The organism is Luteimicrobium sp. DT211 (assembly GCF_049844995.1).
Lineage (GTDB): Bacteria > Actinomycetota > Actinomycetes > Actinomycetales > Cellulomonadaceae > Luteimicrobium.
In genome coordinates this window covers 311,901-337,719 of sequence record NZ_JBNCMC010000002.1, presented here as the reverse complement: position 1 = coordinate 337,719, position 25,819 = coordinate 311,901, and the positions used below count along the sequence as shown (strand labels likewise).

Below are 25,819 nucleotides of genomic sequence, written 5' to 3'. Positions count from 1 at the left end.
ATCGTGGCGCCGGGCGCCGTCGCCCGCACCCGTGAGGGCGGTCGTCTCGCGGGTCGGACTCACCCGTGGACATCCCTAGGGCGACGGGCGGTCCGCCTGTACGCTGACGCGCATGACCAGCGACCTGTCCGGCATGCGCCTGTTCACCTCCGAGTCGGTGACGGAAGGACACCCGGACAAGGTCTGCGACCAGATCTCCGACGCGATCCTCGACGCGATGCTCGCGCAGGACCCGTCCGCTCGGGTCGCGGTCGAGACGCTCGTGACGACGGGCCTCGTGCACGTCGCGGGCGAGGTCACCACGACGGCGTACGTCGAGATCCCCCAGATCGTCCGTGAGGTCGTCAACTCCATCGGCTACACGTCGTCGGAGATCGGGTTCGACGGCGACTCGTGCGGCGTCTCCGTGTCGATCGGCCAGCAGTCGCCCGACATCGCGCAGGGCGTGGACAAGTCCGAGGAGGAGCGCGACGACTCGTCGGGGCCGTCGATCGTCCGGGACCCGCTGGACGCGCAGGGCGCGGGCGACCAGGGCCTGATGTTCGGCTACGCGTGCGACGACACCGCGACCCTCATGCCGCTGCCGGTCTTCCTCGCCCACCGGCTCGCGGAGCGCCTCGCGGCGGTCCGCAAGGACGGCACCCTCCCGGGGCTGCGGCCGGACGGCAAGACGCAGGTGACGATCGCGTACGACGGCGACCGGCCCGTCGGGATCGAGACCGTGGTCGTCTCCGCGCAGCACGACGAGAAGACGCTCCAGGAGGAGCTGCGCGCCCAGGTTCGCGAGAGCGTGGTCGACCCGGTCCTGGCGGCCCTGGAGCTGCCGGACGGCGTGAGCCTCGGCAGCCCGCGCCAGGTGTTCGTGAACCCGACGGGCAAGTTCGAGATCGGCGGCCCCAAGGGGGACGCGGGCCTGACGGGCCGCAAGATCATCGTCGACACCTACGGCGGGATGGCCCGCCACGGCGGCGGCGCGTTCTCGGGCAAGGACCCGTCGAAGGTCGACCGCTCCGCGGCCTACGCGATGCGCTGGGTCGCGAAGAACGTCGTGGCCGCCGGGCTGGCCCGCCGGTGCGAGGTCCAGGTCGCGTACGCGATCGGGCGCGCGCGCCCGGTCGGCCTGTACGTCGAGACGTTCGGCACCGAGACGGTTCCGGTCGACCGCATCCAGGCGGCGATCCGCGCGGTCTTCGACCTGCGACCCGCGGCGATCATCGCCGAGCTCGACCTGCTGCGCCCGATCTACCGCCGGACGGCCGCGTACGGGCACTTCGGGCGCGAGCTCGAGGGCCTGACGTGGGAGCGCACGGACCGCGTCGACGCGCTGCGCGCCGCCGTCTGACCCGCCGTCCCGCTCGTCGTCCGGGCCTGCGCCACCCTGTCCCGCCTGTGCACGGCGTGCCGCGGGGTGGGTGCGACGTGCTGGGATAGGGGCATGGGAGCACAACCGGTCGAGCAGCTCGCGCTGCCGGGCCTCGAGTCGGCCGGCGCCCCCCGCGGGGCGAGGCGCCGGCGCGTCGCCGAGGGCGGGGTCCCGCTCGCCGACGACCTCCCGGTCGCGCGCGTGGCGCTGGAGCTGCCGCCCGCGCACCTGGACCGCACCTTCGACTACGCCGTCCCCGCGGACGTGGAGGACACGGCCCGGCCGGGCGTCCGGGTCAAGGTCAGGTTCGGCGCGCAGGACGTGGGCGGGTTCGTCGTCGCGCGCGAGGCGTCGTCCGAGCACGGCGACCGCCTCGTCCCGTTGCGGCGCGTCGTCTCGTCCGAGCCCGTGCTCACGCCGCCTGTGCTCCGGCTGGCCCGCGCCGTCGCCGACCGGTACGCGGGCACGCTCGCGGACGTCCTGCGGCTCGCGGTCCCGCCCCGGCACGCCCGGACCGAGCAGGCCTCACATGCGGACGCCGCCCCCGCGGACCTTCCCCCGCTGACTGCGCCGCCGGGGGAGTGGCGGGCGTACCGCGGCGGGGTCGCGCTGCTCCGGCACCTCGCCGCGGGCGCGGCGCCGCGTGCCGCGTGGACCGTGCTGCCCGGACCCGACCCGCTCGTCGACACGGGCGCGCACTGGGCCGCGGCGATCGCGGAGGCGGTCCGCGTGGTCGTCGCGGCCGGCCGGGGCGCGCTCGTCGTCGTGCCCGACGCACGGGACGTCGCCCGTCTGTCCCGCGCCCTCGAGGTGCGCGGGCTGGCGCCGTGGGTGCCCGCGAGCGGGGGGCGGGTCGCGCACCTGACCGCCGACGACGGGCCCTCCGCGCGCTACGCCCAGTTCCTCGCGGTGCTGCGGGGCGACGTGCGGGTCGCGATCGGCACGCGGGCGGCGTCGTTCGCCCCCGTGGCAGACCTGGGGCTCGTCGTGTGCTGGGACGACACCGCCGACACGCACGCCGAGCCGCGGGCCCCCTACCCGCACACGCGGGAGGTCCTGGCGCTGCGCGCCGAGCTCGAGCGGTGCGCGTTCGTCGTCGGGTCGCACGCCCGCACCACCGCGACGCAGGCGCTGGTCGCGCGGGGGTGGGCCAAGGACGTCGTGTCCCCGCGCCCGGTGGTGCGCGAGCGGACCCCTCGGGTGCGGGCGCTCACATCGGTCGAGCTCGCGAAGGAGGGCGCGGGCGCGGCGGCGCGCCTGCCCGCCCCGGCCCTCCAGGCGGTGCGCCGCGCGCTCGAGGAGGGGCCCGTCCTCGTCCAGGTGCCGCGCGCCGGCTACGTCCCGGTGGTCGCGTGCACGCGGTGCCGGACGCCGGCGCGCTGCGCCACGTGCCACGGGCCGCTGGGGCTCGCCGGCGCGCGCTCGGACCCGCAGTGCCGCTGGTGCGGCCGTCTTGCGGCGGACTGGACGTGCGCCGAGTGCGGCGCGCACGGTCTGCGCGCGACGTCGGTCGGCTCGGGCCGCACCGCCGAGGAGCTCGGCCGCGCGTTCCCGGGCGTGACCGTCCGCGTCTCGGGGGCCGCGACGGGCGTCCTCGACACCGTCCCCGCGCGACGCGCGATCGTCGTGTCCACGCCGGGCGCCGAGCCGGTCGCGCCGGGCGGTTACGCGTGCGCCCTGCTGCTCGACGCGGCGGCGAGCACCGCGGGCCGCGGCCTGGGGGTCGCGCAGGACGCGCTCGCTCGGTGGCTCGCCGCCGCGGCCCTGGTCCGGTCGGCGCCGGACGGCGGGACCGTCCTGCTCGTCGGCGACGCGGCGCCCGCGCCGACCGGGGCGCTAGTGCGCTGGGACCCGGTCGGGCTGGCCGCCCGCGAGCTCGACGAGGTCACCGAGCTCGCGCTGCCGCCCGCGGTGCGCATGGCGTCCGTCGAGGGTGAGCGGACGGCCGTGTCCGCCGTCGTCGGGCGCGTGCCGCTCGCGACGGGCGACGCCGTGCTCGGCCCCGTGACGCTCGACCCCGGTGCGGGCCGCACCGGCCGTGCCGCGGAGGGCGGCACCCTCGTCCTCCCAGGCGGTGAGCCCGTCCGCATGCTGGTCCGGGTGCCGTGGGAGCAGGGGCGCGAGCTCGCGCGCCAGCTCGCCGCCTCGCTGTCGGTGCGCTCCGCCCGTCGCGAGGGCGGCGACGTCCGTGTCCAGCTCGACCCGAAGGAGATCGTGTGACGCCCGAACCCGCCACCGACGGCCGCGAGCCCGTGGAGGCCGTCCTGTTCGACCTGGGGAACGTGCTCGTGCAGTGGGACCCGCACGGCGCGTTCCGGGGGGTCGCGTCGCGCGACGACGTCGAGCGGTTCTTCGCCGACGTCGACTTCCCCGACCTCAACCGTCGGGCGGACGCGGGGCTGGCCTGGGCGGACGTCCGGGCGGAGGTCGCGGCCTCGCACCCCCACCACGCCCCGCTCGTCGACGCGTACGTGAGGCGGTTCGCCGCGACCCTCGCCGGCCCCGTCCCGGGGAGCGAGGACGTGGTCCGCGACCTGCGCGCGCTGGGCCTGCGGCTGTACGGGCTGACGAACTGGTCCGCGGAGACGTACCCGCACGGGCCGGCCGCCGCGCCGGCCATCGGGCTGCTCGAGGACGTGCTCGTCTCGGGCCGGGAGGGGCTCGTCAAGCCGGACCCGGCGATCTTCGAGCGGGCGGCCGACCGGTTCGGGCTCGTCCCGGCGCGCACGGTGTTCGTCGACGACGCCCCCGCGAACGTCGGGTCCGCCGCGCGCCTCGGCTTCCTGGCAGTGCGCTTCACCGGCGCGGAGCAGCTGCGGCGCGACCTCCGCGCGCTCGGGGTCAGCCTCGCGGCGTCGTGATCACGAGGACCGCGGTCGCGCCGTCGGGGCCCGCTGCGTAGTCGTGCGGCACGTCGCTCGTCCAGCTGACGTGCCGGCCCTGCGGGGCGTCGTGGACCTCGTCGCCGGCCGGGCCGTGGCGCACGACCCGGAAGCTGCCCCGCGTGGTCACGAGGTGCTCGACGACGCCGGGCGCGTGCGCCGGCGAGCTGCGGGCCACGCCGGGGTCGTGCTCGAGCGTGTAGACCTCGACCGTCGTGCCGTCGTCCTCGGCGCGCACGTCCAGGAGCCGGGTGCGCGCGCCGTCGCCGTCGACCATGCTGCCGGGCTCGTCGCCCAGGAGGCCAGCGAGCGGCACGCCGAGGGGCTGTGCGACGGCGTAGAGGCTTGCGAGCGTGGGGTTGCGTCGCCCGGACTCGAGCTCCGAGAGCAGGCCCTTGCCGACGCCGGCCCGGGCAGCGAGCCCCGACAGGGAGAGTCCGCGCGCCTCGCGCAGGCGCCGGATCCGCCGTCCGACCCGGAGCGCGACGTCATCGCTGCGGGCGGGGGGCTGTTCGTCGGTCACCTGGCCAGACTATCGTTCCGTATATGGAACGCTCTCGTCCGTCCCGTGACGACCGCAGCCGCCCCGTCCTCGCCGGCGTCGTCACGGCGCTCGTCGGGTTCTCCAGCTCGTTCGCGGTCGTCCTGGCCGGGCTCCGCGCCGTCGGCGCCACGCCGGCCCAGGCCGGGTCCGGGCTCGCCGCGCTCTGCCTCGCCCAGGGGATCGGGATGGTCGTGCTGTCCTGGCGGCACCGCATCCCGATCACGCTGGCGTGGTCGACGCCCGGCGCCGCGCTGCTCGTCAGCACCGGGGCCGTGGCCGGCGGCTGGCCGGCGGCGGTCGGGGCCTTCCTCCTGGTCGGCGTGCTCGTCCTGGCGACCGCGGCGTGGCCCCGGCTCGGGGCGCTCGTCGGACGGATCCCGGTGCCGGTCGCGCAGGCCATGCTCGCCGGCGTCCTGCTCACCCTGTGCCTCGCGCCGGTGCGCGCGCTCGCGTCCGAGCCGGCGTTCGTCGTCCCCGTCGTCGTCGTGTGGCTCGTGCTCCTGCGCCTCGCGCCTCGCTGGGCGACGCCCGCGGCCCTCGGGCTGACGCTGGCCCTCGTCGTCGTGGACGAGGTCCGGCACGGCGGCCTCCCGGCCGCGTCGGTCGGGCATCTCGCCTGGACGACGCCGCACCTCGGGTGGCAGGCCGTGGTCGGGATCGCGGTGCCCCTGTTCCTCGTCACGATGGCGTCCCAGAACGTGCCGGGCGTCGCGGTGCTCGGCACGTTCGGCTACCAGGTGCCCTGGCGGTCGGCGATGACCGTGACCGGGCTCGGCACCGTGCTCGCGGCGCCCGCGGGCGGCCATGCCGTCAACCTCGCCGCCATCACCGCCGCGCTCGCCGCGTCTCCCGACGCCGCCCGGGACCCGCGCCGCCGGTGGCTCGCGACGCACGTCGCGGGATGGTGCTACGTCGCGCTCGCGCTCGCCTCGACGTGGCTCGCGTCGCTCGTCGCGCAGGCGCCGCCGGGCGTGGTCGAGGCGGCGGCGGGGCTCGCCCTGCTGGCGAGCCTCGGGGGAGCGCTCCACGGCGCGTTCGGCGCGACCGCGGCACGCGAACCCGCGGTGGTGACGTTCGTCGTCGCCGCGTCGGGCGTCGCCCTGGGAGGGGTCGGCGCCGCCTTCTGGGCGCTCCTCGCGGGCCTCGTCGTGGGCGCCGTCCTGCGCCGCCGCACCCCGCGCGCCGACGAGGGCGAGGCCGCCGCCCAGGCGCCCCACCAGTAGGATCGGGGCCATGCGCCTCCTCTTCGCCGGGACCCCGGACGTCGCCGTCCCGTCGCTCGAGGCGCTCCTCGGCTCCCGTCACGAGGTCGTCGCGGTGCTCACCCGGCCCGACGGGCGGGTGGGGCGTGGCCGCGCCCTGACCCCGAGCCCCGTGCGCGTGCGGGCCGAGCAGGCGGGGCTGCCGGTGATCACGGCCCGGCCCCGCAGCGAAGGCTTCCTCGACGTGCTCACCGACCTGCACGTGGACGCGGCCGTCGTCGTCGCGTACGGCGAGATCCTGCCGAAGCCGGTCCTCGACGCCGTGCCGCACGGCTGGGTCAACGTCCACTTCTCCCTGCTGCCCGCCTGGCGCGGAGCCGCCCCGGTGCAGCGCGCCGTCATGGCCGGCGACGAGGTGACGGGCGCCTCGACCTTCCGCCTCACGCCCAGCCTCGACGAGGGGCCGGTCTTCGGCACGATGACCGAGACCGTGCGGGCGCGCGACACGTCGGGCGACCTGCTCGGCCGCCTGTCGACGGCGTGCACCCCGCTGCTGCTCGGCACCCTCGACGCGATCGAGGACGGCACGGCGTCCCCGGTCGCCCAGCCCGCCGACGGCGTGAGCGTCGCGCCCAAGATCACGCCCGACGACGCCCGCGTCGTCTGGACCAGGCCCGCCCTCGCGATCGACCGGCTCGTGCGGGGCTGCACGCCGGCTCCCGGGGCGTGGACGACCGCCCCCGACGGCGCACGGCTGGGGCTCGGCCCCGTGCGGCCACGCCCCGACGTCACGGACCTGGCTCCGGGCGAGGTGCGCCCCGGCAAGCGGGAGGTCCTCGTCGGGACCGCGACGCACGCCGTCGAGCTGGGCGACGTCGCCCCCGTCGGCAAGAAGCACATGGCGGCCCCCGACTGGGCGCGCGGCGCGCGCCTCGGCGACGGTGCCGTCCTCGGGGCGGAGGCCGCGGCGTGAGCGGCGACGGCGGGCGCGGGGACGGTCGGGGCGAGCGCGGCAGGTACGAGGGACGCGACGCCCGCGGACGTGAGCGTGGGGGAGCGCGCCTGCGCGGCGACCGGGCGCGAACCTCCCAGGCGCCCTCGCAGCGGCGGCGGGCCGCCGACCCCGCCCGGACGGCGGCGTTCGACGTGCTCCGCGACGTGGACGCCTCCGACGCCTACGCGAACCTGGTCCTGCCGCCGCTGCTGCGCGAGCGCGGGATCGAAGGGCGCGACGCGGCGTTCGCGACGGAGCTCGCCTACGGCACGCTGCGCCTGCGCGGCCGGTACGACGCCGTCCTGTCGCGGTGCTCCTCGCGCCCGCTGACGGAGACCGACCCGCCCGTGCTCGACGCGCTCCGGCTCGGGGCGCACCAGCTCCTCGGCATGCGCGTGCCGCCGCACGCGGCCGTCTCCGAGACCGTCGGCCTGGTCCGCGACAGGATCGGCAGCGGCGCCGGCCAGTTCGTCAACGCGGTGCTGCGCCGCGTCGGCGAGCGCGACCTCGACACGTGGCTCGAGGAGCTGCGCGCCAGCGCCCCCGACGAGACCGCCGCGCTGGCCGCGACGCAGAGCCACCCGGCGTGGATCGTGCGCGCCCTGCGCGAGTCGCTCGTCGGGAACGGGCTGACCGCGGACGACCTGCCCGCGCTGCTCGAGGCCGACAACACCGCGCCGCGGGTCACGCTCGTGGCGCGCCCCGGCCTCGCGGACCCGGACGAGATCGCGGCCGACACGCGCGGACCGCGGGGGCGCTGGGCGCCGACGGCGGTCGTCCTGCCGGGCAGCGACCCGGCGGGCGTGCCGGGCGTGGGCGAGGGGCGCGTCGGGGTGCAGGACGAGGGCAGCCAGCTCGTCACGCTGGCCCTCGCGGCTGCCGACCTCGGCTCGCCGGCCCCCGACGTGGGCGAGCGGTGGCTCGACCTGTGCGCCGGCCCCGGCGGCAAGGCCGCGCTGCTCGGCGCGCTCGCGCTCGAGCGAGGGGCGACGCTCGTCGCCAACGAGGTCGCCCCGCACCGGAGCCGGCTCGTGGAACGGTCGGTGCGCGCGGTCCGCGACGTCGTCGAGGTCCGCACCGGCGACGGTCGCGAGCTCGGGGCGAACGAGCCCGCCGCCTACGACCGGGTGCTGCTCGACGCGCCCTGCACCGGGCTCGGCGCGCTGCGCCGCCGGCCGGAGTCCCGTTGGCGCCGCACGCCGTCGGACCTGCAGGACCTCACCGGGCTCCAGCGGGAGCTGCTCGCGTCCGCGCTCGACGCCGTCCGGCCCGGCGGCCTGGTCGCCTACGTGACGTGCTCGCCGCACCTCGCGGAGACGCGCGTCGTCGTCGACGACGTCCTGCGCCGCCGGGACGACGTCGAGCGCGTCGACGCGGCGGAGGCGGTCCGGCGGGTCGCGGGCGACGCGATCCCGCTCTCCGAGCGCCTCGACGTCCAGCTGTGGCCGCACGTCCACGGCACCGACGCGATGCACCTCACGCTGCTGCGTCGGCGCTGAGGTTCCCGTCGGGCATCTCGTGGTCCGGTCCGCAGGTGGGTTCGGCGAACGCAGCGTCACCGTGGGCGAACAGGGCCTTCGGGGACGCGACCGTCTGCGGAGGTGGGACGACCGCGCGCCACACCCCCGAACCGCCCGGCCCAGCCACGGAACCCGTGCTCGCGGCGAGGCTCTCAGGCGACGCGACGCGGGGTGAACTGCATCCGCGGGTGGGCGTACGCGTCCTGCGACTCGACGAGCTGCAGCTCGCGCTCGCCCGACTCGTGGGTGCGCGTGAGCACGTCGAAGACGCTCGAGGTGGTGCGCGAGAGCGCGTCGGCGAGGTCGCCGGTGCGGCGGTAGTGCGCGGTGAAGAGGGCGGCGGTCACGTCGCCCGAGCCGTTCGCCTTCATCGGGATGTACGGGGTCGTGACCAGCCACGCGCCGCTGTCGTCGACGGCGAGCATCTCGATCGTGCCGTCCTCTCGGTCGGGGCGCTCCACGCTGGTGACCAGCACCGTCCGCGGCCCGGTCGCGCGGACCAGCTCGACGGAGGCGAGCGTGGACTCGAGAGTGTCGGGCTCGGTCCCGGTGAGAAAGCCCAGCTCGAACTGGTTGGGCGTGATGACGTCGGCCGCCGGGACCACCCGGTCGCGCAGCAGCACGGGGATCGCGGGCGCGACGAAGCACCCCGACTTCGCGTTCCCCATCACGGGGTCGCAGGAGTAGATCGCCGCGGGGTTGGCAGCCTTGACGCGCTCGACCGCGTCGAGGATCACGTCGGCGATGCCCTCGCCGCCCTGGTAGCCCGACAGGACGACGTCGACCTGGGGGAGCACCCCGCGCTCCTCGATGCCGAGGAGCACCTCGCGCACGTCGTCGGGGCTGATGAGCGGGCCGCGCCACTGGCCGTAGCCGGTGTGGTTCGAGAAGTTCACCGTGTACACGGGCAGCACCTCGACACCGATGCGCTGGAGCGGGAACACGGCCGCGGAGTTGCCGACGTGGCCGTATGCGACAGCCGACTGGATCGAGAGGATCTTCACGGCCCCGATCATGCCATCGTGCGCCGGGCCGAGGGCGCGCCGCTCGTGGCGGCGCCCGCCTAGGCTGGGCGACATGGCAGCCCTCATCGCCCCGAGCATCCTGTCCGCCGACTTCGCGAACCTCGAGCGTGACCTCGGCGCGATCGCCGCCGCCGACTGGGCGCACGTCGACGTCATGGACAACCACTTCGTGCCCAACCTCACGATCGGCCTCCCGGTCGTGGAGCGCCTCGTCCAGGTGAGCCCGGTGCCCGTCGACGTGCACCTCATGATCGAGGACCCCGACCGGTGGGCCCCGGGGTTCGCGGAGGCCGGCGCCGGGTCGGTCACGTTCCACGCCGAGGCGGCGACGGCGCCGGTCCGGCTCGCGCGCGAGCTGCGGCGCCTCGGTTCCCGGGCGGGTCTGGCGCTGCGCCCCGCGACGCCGGTCGAGCCGTTCCTCGACCTCCTGGGGGAGATCGACATGCTGCTCGTCATGACGGTCGAGCCCGGTTTCGGGGGCCAGTCGTTCATCGAAGGCACGCTGCCCAAGATCCGGCGGGCGCGGCGCGCGATCTCCGCCGCCGACCTCGACGTGTGGGTCCAGGTGGACGGCGGCGTCTCGCGCGCGACGATCGAGCGCGCGGCCGACGCCGGGGCGAACGTGTTCGTCGCCGGGTCCGCGGTGTACGGGGCGGACGACGTCCCCGCCGAGATCGACGCCCTGCGGGAGCTCGCGTCGGGGCACGCCCACTGACGGCGAGCGGCCTCAGGACGTGCGGTCGGTGCGGCGCGCGAACGCCGGACCGGCGAGGAACCAGACCACCACGACGATCCCGAGCAGCACCACGTGCGCCCAGAGGGGGTCGGCGGCAGCGTCGTCGAGCGTGGCGGGGACGGGTTGGTGCCGGATGCCGAGCGCGAGCAGGGTCAGGATCGCCACCGAGATCCCGGCGGCGGCCAGCGCCCGGAACCACTCCAGCCACAGGCCCCGCACGTAGGTCGCGCTTCCCTTCGGCGGCTTGACGGGACGAGGGCCGCCCGCGAAGCGGTGGGCGAAGCGTGCGTCCGCCCACCGGACCAGCGGGCCGCCGAAGGCGACCGTGAAGCCGAGGTACGACGCCGCCAGGGCGTGGGAGGACGTGGGGTCGGCGTGGCGGGCGAGATCGGTGGCGACGAAGACGAGGAGCGCGAGGTCGATCGCGGGCAGCGTCCTCAGGAGCGCCGTGCTCAGCCGGTCTCGCCGCAGGACGTACCGCGCGGCGAGCGCGAGGGCCAGCACGACCCAGAACGCCACCTCCGAGGTGGCGATGCCGGCCAGGATCATGCCCGGCCTCCGTCGGTCGCGGCCACGCCCTGCAGCTCCCGCAGCCACCGCTCGAGCGCGCCGCGCGCCTCGTCGCGCGAGACGAGCTCGGGCGCGACGACGAGCTGGAGCGTCAGCCCGTCGACGAATGCGTGCAGACGCACGCTCTCGGCCGGGACGTCCACCTCCGGGCGCAGCAGGCCGAGCGCGCGCAGGTCGGCGAGGACCGTCACGACGAGCTCGCGGACCGCGCGCACGCTCTCCCGGGCGACCGGCCGCAGCGAGGCGTCGGTCCGCGAGCGCTCCATGAAGTCCAGATACGCGGTGAACTCCGCGAGCGTCCGATCCGTCACGGGGAGCAGCTCGACGAGCATCGCGAGCACGCGGTCGCTCGCGTCCGGGGTCCGTGCGGCCGCCCGGACCCGCTGGGTGACCGTGTCGGCCAGCGCGGTCATCGCGAAGCTCACGAGCTCGGCCTGCGACGGGAAGAAGTGCCGGACTGACCCGGTGGCGAGGCCGGCCTCCGCGGCGACGGCGCGCACGGACACCGCGGACAGGCCGTCGCGCACGATGATCCGCCACACCGCCTCGGCCAGCTCCTGACGGCGTGCCGTCGCGTCGATCCGGTTGCTCACCCCTTCAAACTAGCACGACTGTGCTAGTAACAAGTGACGGGCTGGAGAGACGCGGAGCGAGCGGGAAGAAGTCGTGTGGCATCATCGTTGACAGCAACGAGCACGTGCTCCGGGGTCGGTGTAATTCCGAACCGGCGGTGACAGTCCGCGACCCGTCCGGCTGCTTCTCACGAGGCGGCGGGGCGGTTGACCTGGTGGAATTCCGGGACCGACGGTGAAAGTCCGGATGGGAGGCAGTGCGTGCGGGGCGTCGTCCGACGTCCCGTGGTGCGGGGCGCCGTCATGGGGTCCCGGCCTCGTCCACCCCGGAGCAGGTGCGCCGCCGCACCGACCGGGAAGGACCGCCAGCACCGATGGCCGACCACGCCGCCCCCGCGCACCACCGCACCGTCGCGTCCGTCGACGGCGCGCTCGCGCGCGCGGTCGAGCTCGCGACCCGCGGCCCCGCCTGGGGCCCGAACCCGCGGGTCGGCTGCGTCATCCTCGCCCCCGTCCAGGACACAGCCGACGACGGCGCGGTCGGCCCGCGCGTCGTCCTCGCCGAGGGCTGGCACCGCGGCGCGGGCACCCCGCACGCCGAGGCGGCCGCGCTCGCCGCCGCCCGGGAGGCCGGCGTCGACGTGCGCGGTGCGACCGCCGTCGTCACCCTCGAGCCCTGCAACCACACCGGACGGACCGGGCCGTGCGCCGTCGCCCTCGAGCAGGCCGGGGTGGCGGAGGTCGTGTACGCCGTCGCGGACCCCAACCCCGTCGCCGCCGGGGGAGCGGACCACCTCGCCGCCCACGGGGTGCGCACCGAGCTCCGCCCGACGCCCGCGGCCACCGAGCTCGTGCGCACCTGGGCGACGTCGGCCGCGGCCAGCCGCCCCTACGTGATCGTCAAGACCGCCGCCACGCTGGACGGCCGGGTCGCCGCCGCGGACGGCACGAGCCGGTGGATCACCGGACCCGAGGCTCGCGCCCACGCGCACGAGGTTCGTGCCGCCGTCGACGCGGTGGCCGTCGGCACGGGCACCGTCGCGGCCGACGACCCCGCCCTCACCGCGCGGCGCCCGGACGGCACGCTCGCCGAGCACCAGCCGCTCCGCGTCGTCGTGGGGCGCCGCGACGTGCCCGACGGGGCGCGCCTGCGCACGGAGGCCGGCGGCGAGCTGCTCCAGCTCGCGACCCACGACGTCGCCGAGGTCCTGGCCGTGCTCGCCGCACGCGAGGTCAGGACCCTGCTCGTCGAGGGCGGCCCCCGGCTCGCCACCGCGTTCCTGGAGGCCGGCGTCGTCGACGAGCTGCACGCCTACGTGGCGCCCGTGCTGCTCGGCGCCGGGCCGGGCGTCGTCGGCGGCCTCGGCATCACGACCATCGCGGACGCGCTCCGCTGGCGCACGCACGACGTGCGCCGGCTCGGGGACGACGTCCTGCTCACCGCGCGCTCTCACCCCTCTCGCCCTCGCCCCACCTCACAGGAGGCCTGATGTTCACCGGGATCGTCGAAGAAGTCGGGGAGGTCGTCGGGATCGAGTTCCCCGACGGCCCCGAGACGGACGCCGTGCTCACCCTGCGCGGCCCGCTCGTGACGTCCGACGCGAAGCACGGCGACTCGATCGCCGTCGATGGCGTCTGCCTCACCGTCACGTCGCTCGGGTCCGCCGGTCCGGGCACGTTCGCGGCGGACGTCATGCCCGAGTCGCTGCGGCGCACGGCCCTCGAGAAGCTCGTGCCCGGCCGACGCGTCAACCTCGAGCGCGCCCTGCGGGCGGACGCCCGGCTGGGCGGGCACGTCGTCCAGGGGCACGTCGACGGCGTCGGCACGATCCGCGAGCGGGTCCCCGGGCCGCGCTGGGACGAGGTCACGGTCGCGACGTCGCCCGACGTCGCCCGCTACCTCGCCGAGAAGGGCTCCGTCACCGTGAGCGGCGTCTCGCTCACCGTCACCTGGGTGTCCGACGACGCGTTCGGCGTCTCCCTCATCCCCACCACCCTCGCCGACACGACCCTCGGCCTGCTGGGTGAGCTCGACCTCGTCAACCTCGAGGTCGACGTGCTGTCGAAGTACGTGGAGCGCCACCTGCGGCACCTGCAGGTCCCGGCGGCGGGAGGCCGGGCATGAGCGCGCGCCTGGCCACCGTCGAGGACGCCCTCGCGGAGCTCGCCGCCGGACGCCCGGTGCTCGTCGCGGACTCCCCGGAGCGCGAGAACGAGGTCGACGTCGTCCTGTCGGCGCAGGCCGCGAGCGCCGAGTGGGTGGCGTGGACGATCCGGCACTCGAGCGGGTACCTGTGCGCGCCGATGCCGACGTGGCGGGCCGACGCGCTCGAGCTGCCGCTCATGGTGCCGCAGTCCCAGGACCCGCGCCGCACCGCGTACACGGTGACGGTCGACGCGGCGACCGGGGTCACGACCGGCATCTCCGCGGCCGACCGCACCCGCACGCTGCAGGTCCTCGCCGACACGGCGAGCGGGCCGACCGACCTCATCCGCCCGGGGCACGTGCTGCCGCTGCGCGCGGTGCCGGGCGGGGTGCTGCACCGGGCGGGGCACACGGAGGCGGCGGTGGACCTGTGCCGCCTGGCCGGGGCCGGCGTCGTCGGGGCGATCGCGGAGCTCGTGAACGACGACGGCACGATGATGCGGCTCGGCGACGTCGAGGCGCTGGCCGAGCGCGACGGCCTGCTGATCCTCACCATCGCCGACCTCATCGCGTGGCGGCGCGAGCACGACCCGGTGAGCGAGACCGAGACGGCCCCGGGCGCGGGGACGCACGTCCCGCGCGTCCGGGCGACCACCGAGGCGTTCCTGCCGACGGCGCACGGCCACTTCCGGATCCACGGGTACCGCGACCTGCGCACGGGCGCGGAGCACGTGGCGCTCGTCCCGGCGAACCCGCCCCTCGAGCCGGCCGCCACGCCCGTCGTCCGGGTGCACTCGGAGTGCCTCACCGGGGACGCGTTCGGGTCGTTGCGCTGCGACTGCGGCCCGCAGCTGCACGCCGCGATGGAGACGGTGACGCGCGAGGGCGGCGCCGTCGTCTACCTGCGGGGGCACGAGGGGCGAGGCATCGGCCTGCTCGCGAAGGTCCACGCGTACGCGCTGCAGGACGCCGGCCTCGACACCGTGCAGGCGAACCTCGAGCTCGGCTGGCCCGTGGACCGGCGCGAGTACGGGGCTGCGGCGGCGATCCTCGCGGACCTCGGGCTCGACCGCGTCGAGCTGCTGACCAACAACCCGGCCAAGGTGTCCGGGCTGACCGCGAGCGGCATCGACGTGACCTCGACGCGCCGGCTCGAGGTGGGGCGCTCGGTGTACAACGACGCGTACCTGCGTACCAAGAAGACCCAGATGGGCCACCTGCTGGAGTCCGTCACGGACGACGGCAGCACCGACGGCAACGACGACACCGAGGAGGACCGCGCATGAGCGGCGCCGGAGCACCCACCATCCACACCGACGGGACGGGCCTGCGGGTCACGGTCGTCGCGGCGAGCTGGCACGACGTCGTCATGGACGGCCTGCTCGCAGGCGCGCGCCGGGCCCTGGCCGAGGCGAACGTCACGGACGTGCGCGAGATCCGCGTGCCCGGGACGTTCGAGCTCCCGGTCGCGGCGGCCCGCGCGGCGGCGTCGTCGGACGCGGTCGTGGCGCTCGGCGTCGTGATCCGGGGCGGCACGCCGCACTTCGAGTACGTGTGCGAGGCCGCCACCCTGGGTCTGACGGACGTCGCGACCCGGACCGGCGTGCCCGTCGGCTTCGGGGTGCTGACGTGCGACGACGAGCAGCAGGCGCTCGACCGGGCCGGGCTGCCCGGGTCGAAGGAGGACAAGGGCGCGGAGGCCGCCGAGGCGGCCGTCGCGACTGTCGTGGCGCTGCGCGGTCTCTGACCGGCGGGCGTCGGGCGAGCTGCCCGCTGGGCGGACCGCCCGACGCCGCGCACCGGCCCGCCACTAGGCTGGCGGCGTGAAGACCTTCGATGCCCTGTTCGCCGAGCTCACCGAGAAGGCCGCCGCACGCCCCGAGGGCTCGGGCACGGTCGCCGAGCTGGACTCCGGCGTGCATGCGATCGGCAAGAAGATCGTCGAGGAGGCCGCCGAGGTCTGGATGGCCGCCGAGCACGAGACGCTCGACGACGCCGCGCTGGAGATCTCCCAGCTCCTCTACCACCTGCAGGTGCTCATGGTCGCGAAGGGGCTGACGCTCGAGGACGTGTACCGCCATCTGTGACGGGCGCACGCCGCGCCCGTCGCAGCGCCCGCTCCGACGCCCCCGACGTCTCCATCGACCCGTGACTGACTGAGGATCTCCGCCGTGCTCCGTATCGCCGTGCCCAACAAGGGCTCCCTGTCCGAACCCGCCGCCGAGATGCTGCGCGAGGCGGGCTACCGCCAGCGCCGCGACCCCCGCGAGCTGGTGCTCGCCGACCCCGACAACGACGTCGAGTTCTTCTTCCTGCGCCCGCGCGACGTCGCCGTGTACGTCGGGGCGGGTACGGTCGACGTCGGGATCACCGGCCGCGACCTCATGATCGACTCGGGCGCGAGCGACGTCGAGCACCTCTCGCTCGGCTTCGCGCGCTCGACGTTCCGGTTCGCCGCGCCGGTCGGGACGGCCTCGTCGGTCGACGACGTCGCCGGCCGCCGGGTCGCCACCTCCTACCCGGGGCTCGTCCTCGCCCACCTGGGCGAGCACGGCGTCGAGCCGGCCGCCGTCGTCCACCTCGACGGCGCGGTCGAGACCGCGGTGCGCCTCGGCGTCGCCGACGTGATCGCCGACGTCGTCGAGACCGGCACCACGCTGCGCGCCGCCGGGCTCGAGGTGTTCGGCGACCCGCTGCTCGTCTCCGAGGCTGTGCTGATCCGCAACGGCGACCTGCCCGAGCCCGAGGGCCTCGACGTGCTCACGCGCCGGCTGCAGGGGGTGCTCACGGCCCGCGAGTACGTGCTCATGGACTACGACTGCCCGCTGGAGCTCGTCGAGCAGGCCGTCGCCGTCACGCCCGGCCTCGAGTCGCCGACCGTGTCGCCGCTGCACGACCGGTCGTGGGCCGCGGTGCGCGCGATGGTGCCGCGCAGCCAGACCAACCGCGTCATGGACACGCTGTACGACCTCGGAGCCCGTGCCATCCTGGTGACGTCGATCCACGCCTGCCGGCTCTGACGCCGGGAGGGAAGGGGGGAGCGGTGCCCGACGGCGACCTCTACGCCACGTTCCGCCCCCGGTTCGCCCTGATCGCCGGCGCGATCACGGGCACGGTGTTCGTGGTCGGGTGCGTCCTGGTCGCGCTCACCGGTGTCGGGCCGTCGTTCGACGCCGGCGAGCGGATCGCGATCATCGTCGTCGGCCTGCTCGGCGGGTGGCTCGTCGAGCTGCTCGTCAACACGCGCGCCGTGCCGAGCCCGCAGGGGCTCGTGGTCAGCAACATCGTCCGGCGCCGGACCCTCGAGTGGCCCGAGGTGCTCGCGGTGCACTTCGGGCCGAACGATCCCTGGGTCGTCCTCGATCTCGCCGACGGCAAGACGCTTGCGGTGATGGCGATCCAGCGCGCGGACGGCGCCCGGGGCACGCGGGCCGCGAACCGCCTGGTGCACCTCGTCGAGCTGCACGGCGAGGCCCCGGAGACGCCGTCGACGCCGCCCGAGCGCCACTGATCCCACGAGGTATCTCGCCGAAGCAGGCCTCCGGGAGGGGTGCTTCGCGGAGACGACGGCGGCCCGCGCACCTCGTGAGGTGCGCGGGCCGCCGGGTCGGGTCGGGTCAGTCGCGGGGACGACGCGCGCCGGAGGGCGCGCCCTTGTCGACGGCGATCCGGAGCGGACGTCCGCCGACGCGGGCGCGGCCGATCTTGTCGAGCGCCGCCGCGTCGAGCGGGCGGCCGATCTCGACGAGCGAGAACGAGCCGAAGATGTCGATCTTGCCGACGTCCTTGCCCGACAACCCACCCTCGTTCGCGAGGGCTCCGACGATCCCGCGCGGCTCGACGCCGTGCGCGTGCCCGACGGCCACGCGGTAGCGGGTGCCGTTCGTGAGCCGCCGTGCGGGGCGGCCGTCGTCCTCGCGGGCGCCACCCGGGCCGCGGCGCTCGGGGCGGCCGCCGGCGCGGCGCGGGCCGCGGTCGTCGTCGTGGCCGTGCGCGCGGCGGGGCCGGGCGCCGTCCTCGACCTCGCGGCGCTGGCGCACCGCGCGCGAGGCGGCGGCCAGCTCGGCGGCCTCGTTCTCGGCCTCGATGGCCTCGCGCGACTTCGGGCCCTTGTCGCCGACGAAGAGCGCGGCGAGCGTCGCCGCGAGGTCCACGGCGTCGAGGTCCGGGTGCGCGGCCAGGTGCTCGCGGACGAGCCGCGCGTACAGGTCGAGGCGGCCCGCCTCCTGACGCTCGGCGACGTCGTCGAGCATGCGCCGCACGCGGTGCGCCGAGACGTCGGCGGGCGTCGGGATCGAGATCTCCTCGAGCGGCGTCCGGGTGGTGCGCTCGATCTGGCGCAGGCGGCCGCGCTCGTGCGGCGTGACGAAGCTCAGCGCCTCGCCGGTGCGCCCGGCACGCCCCGTGCGCCCGATGCGGTGCACGTACGCCTCCGGCTCGCCCGGCAGGTCGAAGTTGACGACCAGGCCGATGCGCTCGACGTCGAGGCCGCGGGCCGCGACGTCGGTCGCGACGAGGACGTCGATCTGGCCGGAGCGCAGGCGCTCGACGATCTTCTCGCGGTCCTTCTGCGCGACGTCGCCGGAGATCGTCGCGGCGGAGATCCCACGCTCGACGAGCGCCGTCCCGACCTCCTCGGCCGCGCCGCGCGTGCGGCAGAACACGATGGCGGCGTCGGCGTCGCTGGTCTGGAGGACCCGCACCAGCGACCCGGTCTTGTGCCGGAACGGCACGATCGAGTAGGTCTGGTGGACGGTCGTGACGGTCGACGCCTGGCGGGTGACCGCGATCTCGACCGGGTTGTTGAGGTGCTGCTGCGCGACACGGCGGATCTGCGGGGGCATCGTCGCGGAGAACAGGGCGACCTGCCGCTCGGCGGGGGCGGCCCCGAAGATCGTGTCGACGTCCTCGGCGAAGCCCATGCGCAGCATCTCGTCGGCCTCGTCGAGCGCGAGGAAGCGCACCTCGTCGAGCACGAGGTTCTTGCGCTCGATGTGGTCGATGACACGGCCGGGCGTGCCGACGACGACCTGGGCGCCGCGCTGCAGGGCGCGCTGCTGGGGCAGGTAGGGCGCGCCGCCGTAGACGGCGAGCACCTCGACGCCGGTGAGCGTCGACGCGAAGGTCTCGATCGCCTCGGCGACCTGGAGCGCGAGCTCGCGGGTCGGCGTGAGCACGAGCGCCTGCGTCTTGTGCAGGTCCGGGTCGATGCGCGAGAGCAGCGGGAGGCCGAACGCCGCGGTCTTGCCGGTGCCGGTCTGGGCGACGCCGGTGATGTCGCGGCCCTCGAGCAGCGGCGGGATCGCCGCGGCCTGGATCGCCGACGGCGTCACGAAGCCGAGCGCCTCCACGGAGTCGAGGAGGGTCGCGGGGAGGCCGAGGTCGCGGAACGTCGTCTCGGGGGCAGTCTCGGTGGTGGCCTGCTCGGGGGCAGGGGAGGGCGTGGTCATAGAAGTCAGCTCGAACCGTCCGGTCGGGGGGATCGCATGCGGCAGGGGCCGCGGTCGCATCTCCCGGGACACACGAGAAGAGGTTCCGACGAGGGCCACGCCGCGTGCTGCGGCGGCCCGGACGTGTCGGACGGTTGCCTCGGACTGTTGCCGAGCACCAGCCAGGAACGGCGACGACTGCGAAAGGGGGTCGCCCCATGGTACCGGAGCCACCTGGGAGCCCGCGCCACCTCATAGACTGGCCCGGTGGCGGACGACAAGGACGATCTGGACGAGGCGACCGACCGGATCCTGACGGTCCCCAACCTCATCAGCGTGCTGCGGCTCCTGCTCGTCCCCGTGTTCGCGATCCTCATCGCCACGCACCACGACGTGTGGGCGATCGTCGTGCTCGCCGTCTCCGGAGCCTCGGACTGGCTCGACGGCGTCGCGGCCCGCAGGCTGCACCAGGTGAGCAAGCTCGGGCAGCTCCTCGACCCCGCTGCCGACCGGCTCTTCATCCTCGTGACCCTGCTCGGGCTGGCGCTGCGCGACATCATCCCGTGGTGGCTGGTCGCGGTGCTCCTCGCGCGGGAGGTCGCCGTCGGGCTCACGCTGCCGCTGCTGGCGAGGCGCGGGTACGGCCCGCTGCCGGTGAACTTCATCGGGAAGGCGGCCACGCTCACCCTCATGTACGCGTTCCCGCTCCTGCTGCTCGGCCAGGTCGACGGCTGGGTGGGCACGGTGGCCGGCGTGGCCGGCTGGGCGTTCGCGTGGTGGGGCGTCGGCCTGTACTGGTGGGCCGGGTTCCTCTACCTCCGCGGCGCCGCGCGGATCCTGCGCTCGACCGGCGGCAGCGACGACTCGGGCGGCACCGTGGCCGGCGGGGCCGCGACGGGCGCCGAGGGTGCGCCCGCGTGAGCGGAGGGACCGACGCGCCGGACGTCGGAGGGCGACGGCCGCGGCGCCCCGACGAGTCCATGACGCTCCTGACGGAGGTCATGGCGCACCCGCTCGACCCCGGGTACGAAGAGGCGGCCCGGGCCCGTGAGAGCGGGGCACGGAAGGGCCCGAGCGCGCCGGGGCGTGCCCTCGCGCTGCTCGTGGCCGTCGCGCTCGGAGTCGTGACGGTCGTGGCGGTGCGGAGCCTGCGTGCACCGTCGCCGGGCATCGTCGGGGCCCGCACCGTGCTGCAGCAGCAGATCCTCGAGCGCCAGGACCGCGCGGACGCCCTGAGTCGCAGCATCGCCCGCACCAACGCCGAGGTCGGCACCCTGCAGTCGCAGGCGCTGGCCGCGCAGTCCCCGTCGCTCCTCGCCACCGTCCAGGACGACACCGTCGCCTCGGGCGCCGCCGCCGTCTCGGGGCCGGGCGTCACGGTGACCGTCTCGGACGCCGCCGACGCCGTCGCCGCGGACGGCACGGTCGACCCCGACCGCCGGGTCCAGGACTCCGACCTGCAGAACGTCGTGAACGCGCTGTGGGCCGGTGGAGCCGAGGCGGTCGCGATCAACGGCCAGCGGCTGACGTCCACGACCGCGATCCGCAGCGCGGGCAGCGCGATCCTGGTCGACTTCGTCGGCCTCGCGTCGCCGTACCACGTCGAGGCGGTCGGTGACCCGGACGCGCTGCGGAGCTCGTTCGCGACGTCGACCGCGGCCGACCAGCTCAAGGTGCTCGGGGAGTCGTACGGGCTCCAGTCGTCGGTGGCCACCGAGAAGCACCTCGAGCTCGAGGGTGGCGGACCGTCGACGCTGCAGTACGCGCTACCCCTAGACTGAGCAGCCGTCGAAGGAGGCAGCAGTGATCGCTTTTGTCGGGCTCGTGATCGGCGTCGTCGTCGGTCTCGTCCTGCAGCCCACCGTGCCCGTGTCGCTGCAGCCCTACCTCCCGATCGCGGTGGTCGCGGCCCTCGACGCGCTGTTCGGCGGGCTGCGCGCGAAGCTCGACGGGATGTTCGACGACCGCGTCTTCCTCGTGTCGTTCCTCTCGAACGTCGTCGTGGCCGCGCTGATCGTGTTCCTCGGCGACCAGCTGGGTGTGGGGTCGCAGCTGTCGACGGCGGTCGTCGTCGTGCTGGGCATCCGGATCTTCTCCAACGCGGCCGCCATCCGCCGCCACGTCTTCAAGGCCTGACGCGCGTGTCCGGACCCCGCGAGCCCGAGCAGCACGGCACCGAGCCCGGTCCCGAGCGCGACGACGCCCCGGAGCCCGACGCCGCCCCCGAGGCGCCGGCGCCGAGCGAGCACGCGGCGGAGCCGGTCGACGACGCTCACCACGGGCGTCACGCGGGAGGCCACCTGCCCGACGACGCCGACGACGGCGAGGCGCACCAGGCCGAGGAGCGCGGCGGTCCGGCGCCAGCGGGCGAGCCGGCGATGGAGCCCGCGAAGGAGCCCGCTACGACGGGTGGCCTGCGCGGCTGGTCCGGGCTCCGCACCCTGCTGCGGCCCCGGCTCAACACGTCGCAGCTCATCGTCGCCGTGCTGTGCGCGGCGCTCGGGTTCGCGCTCATCGTCCAGGTCAACCAGAACCAGTCGGACAACCTGTCGTCGCTGCGGCAGTCCGACCTGGTCCGCCTGCTCGACGACGTCACGCAGCGCACGCAGACGCTCGAGCGCGAGCAGTCGGACCTCACGGCGACGCGCGACCAGCTGAAGTCGAGCTCGGGCAGCCGTCAGGCCGCGATCGACCTCGCGACCCAGCGGGCGCAGACCCAGGGCATCCTGTCCGGGCGCCTGCCGGCCCAGGGGCCGGGCATCCGGCTGACGATCACGCAGGGGACGCAGGTGGTCGGCGCGGCGACGATGTTCAACGTCCTCGAGGAGCTCAGGAACGCGGGCGCCGAGGCGGTCCAGGTGGGCGACGTGCGGCTCGTGGCGTCGAGCTGGTTCGAGGTGCACGGCGACACCCTGGTCGCCGACGGCCAGCCGCTGGAGTCGCCGTACGTGTGGCTCGCGATCGGCGACCCGGACACGCTCGCGCCCGCGCTCGGCATCCCGGGCGGGGCGCTGGCCGCGGTCCGCAACACGGGCGCGACCGCGGACGTCACGACGCCGTCGAGCGTCGAGGTGAAGGCGACGCGCGAGCCCGGGACGCCCCAGTACGCGACGCCGACGCCGCTCGTGACCGGCGGCGGCTCGTGAACGGGCGTGAATCCGTGACACCAGCCGGACGGTGCTGCACAGGGCGACTCTCGCCGCCTACTGTTGTCACCAGGGGTTGTAGTAGGTTTTTCGGTCACGGGCGGAGCATCCGCCCGCGCCGGCCGTCCTGGTCGGCGCCACGTCCCGAGGAGGCGCAATGACAGTTTCCGGCGGTGGCGCGACGGGCCCCCGGGACGGCGACACGACCATCAGCTTCCACCGGACCGATCGGGTCCCGGACCAGCCGGAGGAGACGCCGGCACGTCGTCGTCCGGACGACGAGGAGACGGCGACGATCACCGCGCTCCCGCAGGGCTCGGCCCTGCTCGTCATGCAGCGCGGCGGGGCGGGCGTCGAGCGGATCCTGCTCGACGCGGACCGCGTGAGCGCGGGTCGCAGCGAGCACGCGGACATCTTCCTCGACGACGTCACGGTCTCGCGCAAGCACGCGGAGTTCGTGCGCGAGGGCGGCCGGTACACGGTGCGGGACACGGGCTCGCTCAACGGCACCTACGTGAACCGGACCCGGGTGGACGCGGCGCCGCTGGCGACCGGCGACGAGGTGCAGATCGGCAAGTTCCGGCTGACGTACTACGAGAGCCGCGCCGCGGCAGCGGGGGCGGGCGGCGAGGCGTGAGCATGTCGTCCGCCTGGGCGAGGGACGACGACCCCGAGCGGGACGAGCCGCCCGGGACGGGGGAGCGTGCCTGGCCTCCGGGTGTCTCGCGGACGCCCTCGATGCGGATCTCGGACGTGCTGCGCGCGCTCCGGGACGACTTTCCCTCGATCAGCCACTCGAAGCTGCGCTTCCTCGAGGAGCAGGGGCTCGTCGAGCCCGTGCGCACGGCCGCGGGCTACCGCCAGTACAGCCCCGCCGACGTCGAGCGGCTGCGGTTCGTCCTCGTCGAGCAGCGCGACCGCTACCTGCCGCTCAAGGTGATCAAGGACCGCCTGGAGGAGCTGGACGCCGGCGAGATCGCGCTCGGGCGCCCCGCGGCACGTGGCGCCGAGCCCCGCGAGCCCGCGGCGCGGCCGGCGGCCCGCCTCGTGCCCGAGCCGGAGCGGCCCGCACCCATCCCGGACGGGGTCGTCGAGGACGAGCCGGTCGACGGCGCGCTCGTGGGCGAGCTCGTCGCGTCCGGCGTGCTGCACCCCGGTCCGGGAGGCCGGCTCGACGACACGGCCACGGAGATCCTCCGGACGGCCGCGGCGCTCGGCCGGTACGGGATCGAGCCGCGTCACCTGCGGTCGCTGCGGACGGCGGTGGACCGGCAGGTCGCGCTGGCCGCCCAGGTCGTCGCGCCGCTGCGCAGCCAGCAGTCACCCGCCGCGCACGTCCGGGCGGACGAGACCGCCGACGAGATCGGCGACCTGTTCGTCCGCCTGCACGCCGCCTGGCTCCGTCGGGAGATCGCCGACCTGGCCTGACGGCCCGCCGTGGCAGCCGCCTTCTGCCGCACCCGGGGCGCTCGTCGTACCGTGGGGTGATGGCCGGTGACGACGACCCGATGGTTCCCGTCGACGTGCTGGGGGTGCGCCAGCTCGGCGACCAGGAGGTCGTCGTGCTGCTCCTGGACGCGACCTCGGGCCTCGTCGTGCCGATCGCGATCGGTCCGCGCGAGGCGACGGCGATCGCGAGCGCCCAGGCGGGCGTCGTCCCACCCCGTCCGATGACGCACGACCTGCTGCGGGACGTGCTGCGTGCCGCGGGCGTCGTCCTCGAGAGCACCCGGGTCGTCGCGCTGCGGGACGGGGTCTTCTTCGCCGAGCTCGCGCTGTCGAACGGGGAGCGGGTGGACTCGCGCGCGTCCGACGCGATCGCGCTGGCCGTCCGCACGGGGGCGCCCGTGCTGTGCGCCGCGGAGGTCGTGGCCCGGGCGGGCGTGGAGGTCGTGGACGACGCCGGCGCGCGCGAGGTGGAGCGGTTCCGGTCGTTCCTCGACGGCGTGGAGCCCGAGGACTTCGGGCCGTGAGCCCGGCCTCGACCTCAGGTCGAGGGTGAGGCACGGAGGCATGGGCCTGACCCTCCACCTGAGGGTCTGCCCGGCGTCTCGGTCGGCGGTGTCGCGACACGCCCGATACGCTGGAGGGCGCGGTCGTTGACCCGCCCCCCGGCCACCCCTAGCGTGGGGTAGGTCGAGCCGCCCCGCGGAACGTGGAGGCGTGCGAGCAGACCGAGGACGCAGGGCCCGGTAGGAGGCGCAGGATGAGCAGCAACGGTGACGTGGGGGCGACGAGCACCCCCGTACCGCAGGGCGCCCAGGGCCTCCTGTTCGGTGACGCGATCGCGGAGCAGGACGAGTCGATCGGCTATCGCGGCCCGACCGCGTGCCGGGCCGCGGGCATCACGTACCGACAGCTCGACTACTGGGCGCGGACGGGCCTGGTCGAGCCGAGCGTCAAGCCGGCGCAGGGCTCGGGGTCGCACCGCCTCTACGGCTTCCGCGACATCCTCGTCCTCAAGATCGTCAAGCGTCTGCTCGACACGGGCGTCTCCCTCCAGCAGATCCGAGCCGCCGTGCACACGCTGCGCGAGCGCGGGGTCAACGACCTCGCCGGCATCACCCTCATGAGCGACGGCGCCAGCGTGTACGAGTGCACGTCCGCCGACGAGGTCATCGACCTGGTGCAGGGCGGCCAGGGCGTGTTCGGCATCGCCGTGGGCCGGGTGTGGCGCGAGGTCGAGGGCACGCTCGCCGAGCTGCCGACCGAGAGCCTCGAGGAGGCGGCGCCCGGCGTCGAGGACGAGCTCGCCGCGCGTCGTCGGAACCGCAGCGCCAGCTGACGGCACCGGGCCACGGCGCGCCGAGTCGCGGTCCGAGGCGGACAATCGGGGCATGAAGCTCGAGATCCTGGGCCACGCCTGCGCACGCCTGACCGACCGTTCCGGTGTCCTCGTCATCGACCCCGGCACCTTCTCCTCGCCCGAGGCCCTCGCGACCGCGGACGCCGTGCTCGTGACCCACGAGCACGCCGACCACCTCGACGTCGACGCGCTGCTCACCGCGCTCGCCGAGCGCACGCACGTCGAGGTCTGGGCGCCCGCCGCCGTCGTCGCGGCCCTGCAGGCACGCGGTGTCGAGCTCCAGCGCGTGCACGAGTCCGTGCCCGGGACCGCGGTGCGGGTCCTCGGCCACGACGTGGACGTCGTCGGCGGGACCCACGCGTCGATCCACGCGGACCTGCCGCGCATCGCGAACGTGGGCTACGTCGTCGACGGCGCCGTCCTGCACCCGGGCGACGCGTTCGTCGAGCTGCCGACCGGGGCCCACGTGCACGTCGCACTCACGCCGGTCTCGGGCCCGTGGCTCAAGCTCGCGGAGATCGTCGACTGGGTCCGCGCCGTCCAGCCCCGCGTGGTCGTGCCGATCCACGACGCGCTGCTGTCGCCGGTCGGGCGCGGCTCGGTCCTGCGTCAGCTCGGCCCCGAGGGGCTCGGCTCGGGCTGGGCGTGGACGGTCGTCGACCTCGGGGACGACGGCGCGGCCCTCGAGGTGGAGCCCGACCCCGCGGCGCGGGCGCCCCTGGTCGCGCACGAGCTCGAGCTGGAGCACCCGGAGTTCGGCGACGTCCCCACGCTGGAGCGTGACGAGAACGTCGCGCCGCGGCCCGAGGAGGAGGTCGCGGACACCGACGGCCGCGCGGGCTGAGCCTGGCAGGGCCACAGCGGGGACACATCGTTCACCCAGC

Annotated in this window: 28 protein-coding genes and 1 riboswitch; of the genes, 23 read left to right on the top strand and 5 right to left on the bottom strand. The window is 75.5% G+C overall.

Annotated features, from left to right (window positions below):
- The first annotated feature begins 112 nt into the window (after positions 1-112).
- The 3 genes from metK (at position 113) to ACLQ14_RS05660 (ending at position 4,224) form a co-directional block, all read left to right on the top strand.
- Positions 113-1,342, top strand: coding sequence for a methionine adenosyltransferase (gene metK, locus ACLQ14_RS05670; protein WP_425810783.1), 1,230 nt, complete (start codon positions 113-115; stop codon positions 1,340-1,342).
- 93 nt (positions 1,343-1,435) lie between these two features.
- The gene (locus tag ACLQ14_RS05665; RefSeq protein WP_425810781.1) at positions 1,436-3,583 is read left to right on the top strand and encodes a primosomal protein N'; all 2,148 of its coding nucleotides are present in this window, start codon (positions 1,436-1,438) and stop codon (positions 3,581-3,583) included.
- Positions 3,580-4,224 carry an HAD family hydrolase gene (locus ACLQ14_RS05660; protein WP_425810779.1) on the top strand — a complete coding sequence of 215 codons (645 nt, stop codon included), beginning with the start codon at positions 3,580-3,582 and terminating at the stop codon, positions 4,222-4,224. Before ACLQ14_RS05665 ends, ACLQ14_RS05660 begins: the two co-directional genes overlap by 4 nt.
- Here the strand turns inward: ACLQ14_RS05660 and ACLQ14_RS05655 are convergent.
- Positions 4,205-4,768 (bottom strand): helix-turn-helix domain-containing protein, encoded by a 564-nt coding sequence (locus ACLQ14_RS05655; protein WP_425810777.1) that lies wholly within the window; start codon positions 4,766-4,768, stop codon positions 4,205-4,207. The genes ACLQ14_RS05660 and ACLQ14_RS05655 overlap by 20 nt on opposite strands.
- Positions 4,769-4,791: 23 nt before the next feature.
- Between ACLQ14_RS05655 and ACLQ14_RS05650 the strand changes: the two genes are divergently transcribed.
- From ACLQ14_RS05650 to ACLQ14_RS05640, 3 genes are read left to right on the top strand one after another with little or no spacing between them, the layout of a single operon-like run.
- On the top strand, positions 4,792-6,012 hold the full coding sequence (locus ACLQ14_RS05650; RefSeq protein WP_425810775.1) for a benzoate/H(+) symporter BenE family transporter: 1,221 nt from the start codon (positions 4,792-4,794) through the stop codon (positions 6,010-6,012).
- A 10-nt stretch (positions 6,013-6,022) separates the two neighbouring features.
- Positions 6,023-6,964 (top strand): methionyl-tRNA formyltransferase, encoded by a 942-nt coding sequence (gene fmt, locus ACLQ14_RS05645; RefSeq protein ID WP_425810773.1) that lies wholly within the window; start codon positions 6,023-6,025, stop codon positions 6,962-6,964.
- A complete protein-coding gene (locus ACLQ14_RS05640) occupies positions 6,961-8,484 on the top strand; it encodes an RsmB/NOP family class I SAM-dependent RNA methyltransferase (RefSeq protein WP_425810771.1) in 1,524 nt (507 codons plus the stop codon). Before fmt ends, ACLQ14_RS05640 begins: the two co-directional genes overlap by 4 nt.
- A 173-nt stretch (positions 8,485-8,657) precedes the next feature.
- On the opposite strand, the gene pdxY is transcribed toward ACLQ14_RS05640, so the two are convergent.
- Positions 8,658-9,509: a pyridoxal kinase PdxY gene (gene pdxY, locus ACLQ14_RS05635; protein ID WP_425810769.1), complete on the bottom strand. Its 852-nt coding sequence runs from the start codon at positions 9,507-9,509 to the stop codon at positions 8,658-8,660.
- 73 nt (positions 9,510-9,582) lie between these two features.
- Here pdxY and rpe point away from each other — a divergent pair, with 73 nt between their 5' ends.
- Entirely contained in the window at positions 9,583-10,245 is a 663-nt protein-coding gene (rpe, locus tag ACLQ14_RS05630; protein WP_425810767.1) for a ribulose-phosphate 3-epimerase, read from the top strand.
- A gap of 12 nt (positions 10,246-10,257) precedes the next feature.
- Here the strand turns inward: rpe and ACLQ14_RS05625 are convergent, their stop codons facing one another.
- Both ACLQ14_RS05625 and ACLQ14_RS05620 read right to left on the bottom strand, forming a co-directional pair.
- Positions 10,258-10,815 carry a hypothetical protein gene (locus tag ACLQ14_RS05625; RefSeq protein ID WP_425810765.1) on the bottom strand — a complete coding sequence of 186 codons (558 nt, stop codon included), beginning with the start codon at positions 10,813-10,815 and terminating at the stop codon, positions 10,258-10,260.
- On the bottom strand, positions 10,812-11,429 hold the full coding sequence (locus tag ACLQ14_RS05620; RefSeq protein WP_425810763.1) for a TetR/AcrR family transcriptional regulator: 618 nt from the start codon (positions 11,427-11,429) through the stop codon (positions 10,812-10,814). Before ACLQ14_RS05620 ends, ACLQ14_RS05625 begins: the two co-directional genes overlap by 4 nt.
- A gap of 100 nt (positions 11,430-11,529) precedes the next feature.
- Positions 11,530-11,673, top strand: a riboswitch (FMN riboswitch).
- 109 nt (positions 11,674-11,782) lie between these two features.
- Between ACLQ14_RS05620 and ribD the strand changes: the two genes are divergently transcribed.
- The 7 genes from ribD to ACLQ14_RS05585 all read left to right on the top strand — a co-directional run bounded on the left by ribD (position 11,783) and on the right by ACLQ14_RS05585 (position 17,065).
- Positions 11,783-12,898 carry a bifunctional diaminohydroxyphosphoribosylaminopyrimidine deaminase/5-amino-6-(5-phosphoribosylamino)uracil reductase RibD gene (ribD, locus tag ACLQ14_RS05615; RefSeq protein WP_425810761.1) on the top strand — a complete coding sequence of 372 codons (1,116 nt, stop codon included), beginning with the start codon at positions 11,783-11,785 and terminating at the stop codon, positions 12,896-12,898.
- On the top strand, positions 12,898-13,533 hold the full coding sequence (locus tag ACLQ14_RS05610) for a riboflavin synthase (protein WP_425810760.1): 636 nt from the start codon (positions 12,898-12,900) through the stop codon (positions 13,531-13,533). The genes ribD and ACLQ14_RS05610 overlap by 1 nt, the downstream gene beginning before the upstream one ends.
- Entirely contained in the window at positions 13,530-14,840 is a 1,311-nt protein-coding gene (gene ribA, locus ACLQ14_RS05605; RefSeq protein WP_425810758.1) for a GTP cyclohydrolase II, read from the top strand. The genes ACLQ14_RS05610 and ribA overlap by 4 nt, the downstream gene beginning before the upstream one ends.
- Entirely contained in the window at positions 14,837-15,301 is a 465-nt protein-coding gene (gene ribH / locus ACLQ14_RS05600; protein ID WP_425810756.1) for a 6,7-dimethyl-8-ribityllumazine synthase, read from the top strand. The genes ribA and ribH overlap by 4 nt, the downstream gene beginning before the upstream one ends.
- A gap of 76 nt (positions 15,302-15,377) precedes the next feature.
- A complete protein-coding gene (locus tag ACLQ14_RS05595) occupies positions 15,378-15,641 on the top strand; it encodes a phosphoribosyl-ATP diphosphatase (protein ID WP_425810754.1) in 264 nt (87 codons plus the stop codon).
- 84 nt (positions 15,642-15,725) lie between these two features.
- Positions 15,726-16,574: an ATP phosphoribosyltransferase gene (gene hisG / locus ACLQ14_RS05590; protein ID WP_425810752.1), complete on the top strand. Its 849-nt coding sequence runs from the start codon at positions 15,726-15,728 to the stop codon at positions 16,572-16,574.
- A 23-nt stretch (positions 16,575-16,597) separates the two neighbouring features.
- On the top strand, positions 16,598-17,065 hold the full coding sequence (locus tag ACLQ14_RS05585) for a PH domain-containing protein (RefSeq protein ID WP_425810750.1): 468 nt from the start codon (positions 16,598-16,600) through the stop codon (positions 17,063-17,065).
- Positions 17,066-17,171: 106 nt separating this feature from the next.
- On the opposite strand, the gene ACLQ14_RS05580 is transcribed toward ACLQ14_RS05585, so the two are convergent.
- Positions 17,172-19,004, bottom strand: a complete 1,833-nt coding sequence (locus ACLQ14_RS05580) for a DEAD/DEAH box helicase (RefSeq protein ID WP_425810748.1) — start codon at positions 19,002-19,004, stop codon at positions 17,172-17,174.
- Positions 19,005-19,250: 246 nt separating this feature from the next.
- On the opposite strand from ACLQ14_RS05580, the gene ACLQ14_RS05575 reads away from it, so the two are divergent.
- The 9 genes from ACLQ14_RS05575 to ACLQ14_RS05535 all read left to right on the top strand — a co-directional run bounded on the left by ACLQ14_RS05575 (position 19,251) and on the right by ACLQ14_RS05535 (position 25,779).
- The gene (locus ACLQ14_RS05575; RefSeq protein ID WP_425810746.1) at positions 19,251-19,904 is read left to right on the top strand and encodes a CDP-alcohol phosphatidyltransferase family protein; all 654 of its coding nucleotides are present in this window, start codon (positions 19,251-19,253) and stop codon (positions 19,902-19,904) included.
- Positions 19,901-20,764: a DUF881 domain-containing protein gene (locus ACLQ14_RS05570; protein WP_425810744.1), complete on the top strand. Its 864-nt coding sequence runs from the start codon at positions 19,901-19,903 to the stop codon at positions 20,762-20,764. Before ACLQ14_RS05575 ends, ACLQ14_RS05570 begins: the two co-directional genes overlap by 4 nt.
- A 22-nt stretch (positions 20,765-20,786) precedes the next feature.
- Complete coding sequence (locus tag ACLQ14_RS05565) at positions 20,787-21,119, top strand: small basic family protein (protein WP_425810742.1); 333 nt, start codon at positions 20,787-20,789, stop codon at positions 21,117-21,119.
- Positions 21,120-21,124: 5 nt separating this feature from the next.
- Positions 21,125-22,129, top strand: coding sequence for a DUF881 domain-containing protein (locus ACLQ14_RS05560; protein WP_425810740.1), 1,005 nt, complete (start codon positions 21,125-21,127; stop codon positions 22,127-22,129).
- Positions 22,130-22,286: 157 nt separating this feature from the next.
- On the top strand, positions 22,287-22,766 hold the full coding sequence (locus ACLQ14_RS05555; protein WP_425810738.1) for an FHA domain-containing protein: 480 nt from the start codon (positions 22,287-22,289) through the stop codon (positions 22,764-22,766).
- A 2-nt stretch (positions 22,767-22,768) separates the two neighbouring features.
- On the top strand, positions 22,769-23,557 hold the full coding sequence (locus ACLQ14_RS05550; RefSeq protein WP_425810736.1) for a MerR family transcriptional regulator: 789 nt from the start codon (positions 22,769-22,771) through the stop codon (positions 23,555-23,557).
- A gap of 59 nt (positions 23,558-23,616) precedes the next feature.
- Positions 23,617-24,102: a bifunctional nuclease family protein gene (locus ACLQ14_RS05545; protein ID WP_425810734.1), complete on the top strand. Its 486-nt coding sequence runs from the start codon at positions 23,617-23,619 to the stop codon at positions 24,100-24,102.
- Between the two features lie 233 nt (positions 24,103-24,335).
- Positions 24,336-24,914 carry a MerR family transcriptional regulator gene (locus tag ACLQ14_RS05540; RefSeq protein ID WP_425810732.1) on the top strand — a complete coding sequence of 193 codons (579 nt, stop codon included), beginning with the start codon at positions 24,336-24,338 and terminating at the stop codon, positions 24,912-24,914.
- A 52-nt stretch (positions 24,915-24,966) separates the two neighbouring features.
- Entirely contained in the window at positions 24,967-25,779 is an 813-nt protein-coding gene (locus ACLQ14_RS05535) for an MBL fold metallo-hydrolase (RefSeq protein ID WP_425810730.1), read from the top strand.
- Positions 25,780-25,819: the final 40 nt, after the last annotated feature.

What these genes read in the sequence shown, in the direction of transcription:
- ACLQ14_RS05555 (WP_425810738.1), top strand. Translation starts at nt 22,287, where the DNA reads ATGACAGTTTCCGGCGGTGGCGCGACGGGCCCCCGGGACGGCGACACG.
- ribD (WP_425810761.1), top strand. Translation starts at nt 11,783, where the DNA reads ATGGCCGACCACGCCGCCCCCGCGCACCACCGCACCGTCGCGTCCGTC.
- ACLQ14_RS05665 (WP_425810781.1), top strand. Translation starts at nt 1,436, where the DNA reads ATGGGAGCACAACCGGTCGAGCAGCTCGCGCTGCCGGGCCTCGAGTCG.
- ACLQ14_RS05650 (WP_425810775.1), top strand. Translation starts at nt 4,792, where the DNA reads ATGGAACGCTCTCGTCCGTCCCGTGACGACCGCAGCCGCCCCGTCCTC.
- ACLQ14_RS05550 (WP_425810736.1), top strand. Translation starts at nt 22,769, where the DNA reads ATGTCGTCCGCCTGGGCGAGGGACGACGACCCCGAGCGGGACGAGCCG.
- ACLQ14_RS05540 (WP_425810732.1), top strand. Translation starts at nt 24,336, where the DNA reads ATGAGCAGCAACGGTGACGTGGGGGCGACGAGCACCCCCGTACCGCAG.
- rpe (WP_425810767.1), top strand. Translation starts at nt 9,583, where the DNA reads ATGGCAGCCCTCATCGCCCCGAGCATCCTGTCCGCCGACTTCGCGAAC.
- ribA (WP_425810758.1), top strand. Translation starts at nt 13,530, where the DNA reads ATGAGCGCGCGCCTGGCCACCGTCGAGGACGCCCTCGCGGAGCTCGCC.
- ACLQ14_RS05625 (WP_425810765.1), bottom strand. Translation starts at nt 10,815, where the DNA reads ATGATCCTGGCCGGCATCGCCACCTCGGAGGTGGCGTTCTGGGTCGTG.
- ACLQ14_RS05535 (WP_425810730.1), top strand. Translation starts at nt 24,967, where the DNA reads ATGAAGCTCGAGATCCTGGGCCACGCCTGCGCACGCCTGACCGACCGT.
- ACLQ14_RS05545 (WP_425810734.1), top strand. Translation starts at nt 23,617, where the DNA reads ATGGCCGGTGACGACGACCCGATGGTTCCCGTCGACGTGCTGGGGGTG.
- metK (WP_425810783.1), top strand. Translation starts at nt 113, where the DNA reads ATGACCAGCGACCTGTCCGGCATGCGCCTGTTCACCTCCGAGTCGGTG.
- fmt (WP_425810773.1), top strand. Translation starts at nt 6,023, where the DNA reads ATGCGCCTCCTCTTCGCCGGGACCCCGGACGTCGCCGTCCCGTCGCTC.
- ribH (WP_425810756.1), top strand. Translation starts at nt 14,837, where the DNA reads ATGAGCGGCGCCGGAGCACCCACCATCCACACCGACGGGACGGGCCTG.
- ACLQ14_RS05580 (WP_425810748.1), bottom strand. Translation starts at nt 19,004, where the DNA reads ATGACCACGCCCTCCCCTGCCCCCGAGCAGGCCACCACCGAGACTGCC.
- ACLQ14_RS05610 (WP_425810760.1), top strand. Translation starts at nt 12,898, where the DNA reads ATGTTCACCGGGATCGTCGAAGAAGTCGGGGAGGTCGTCGGGATCGAG.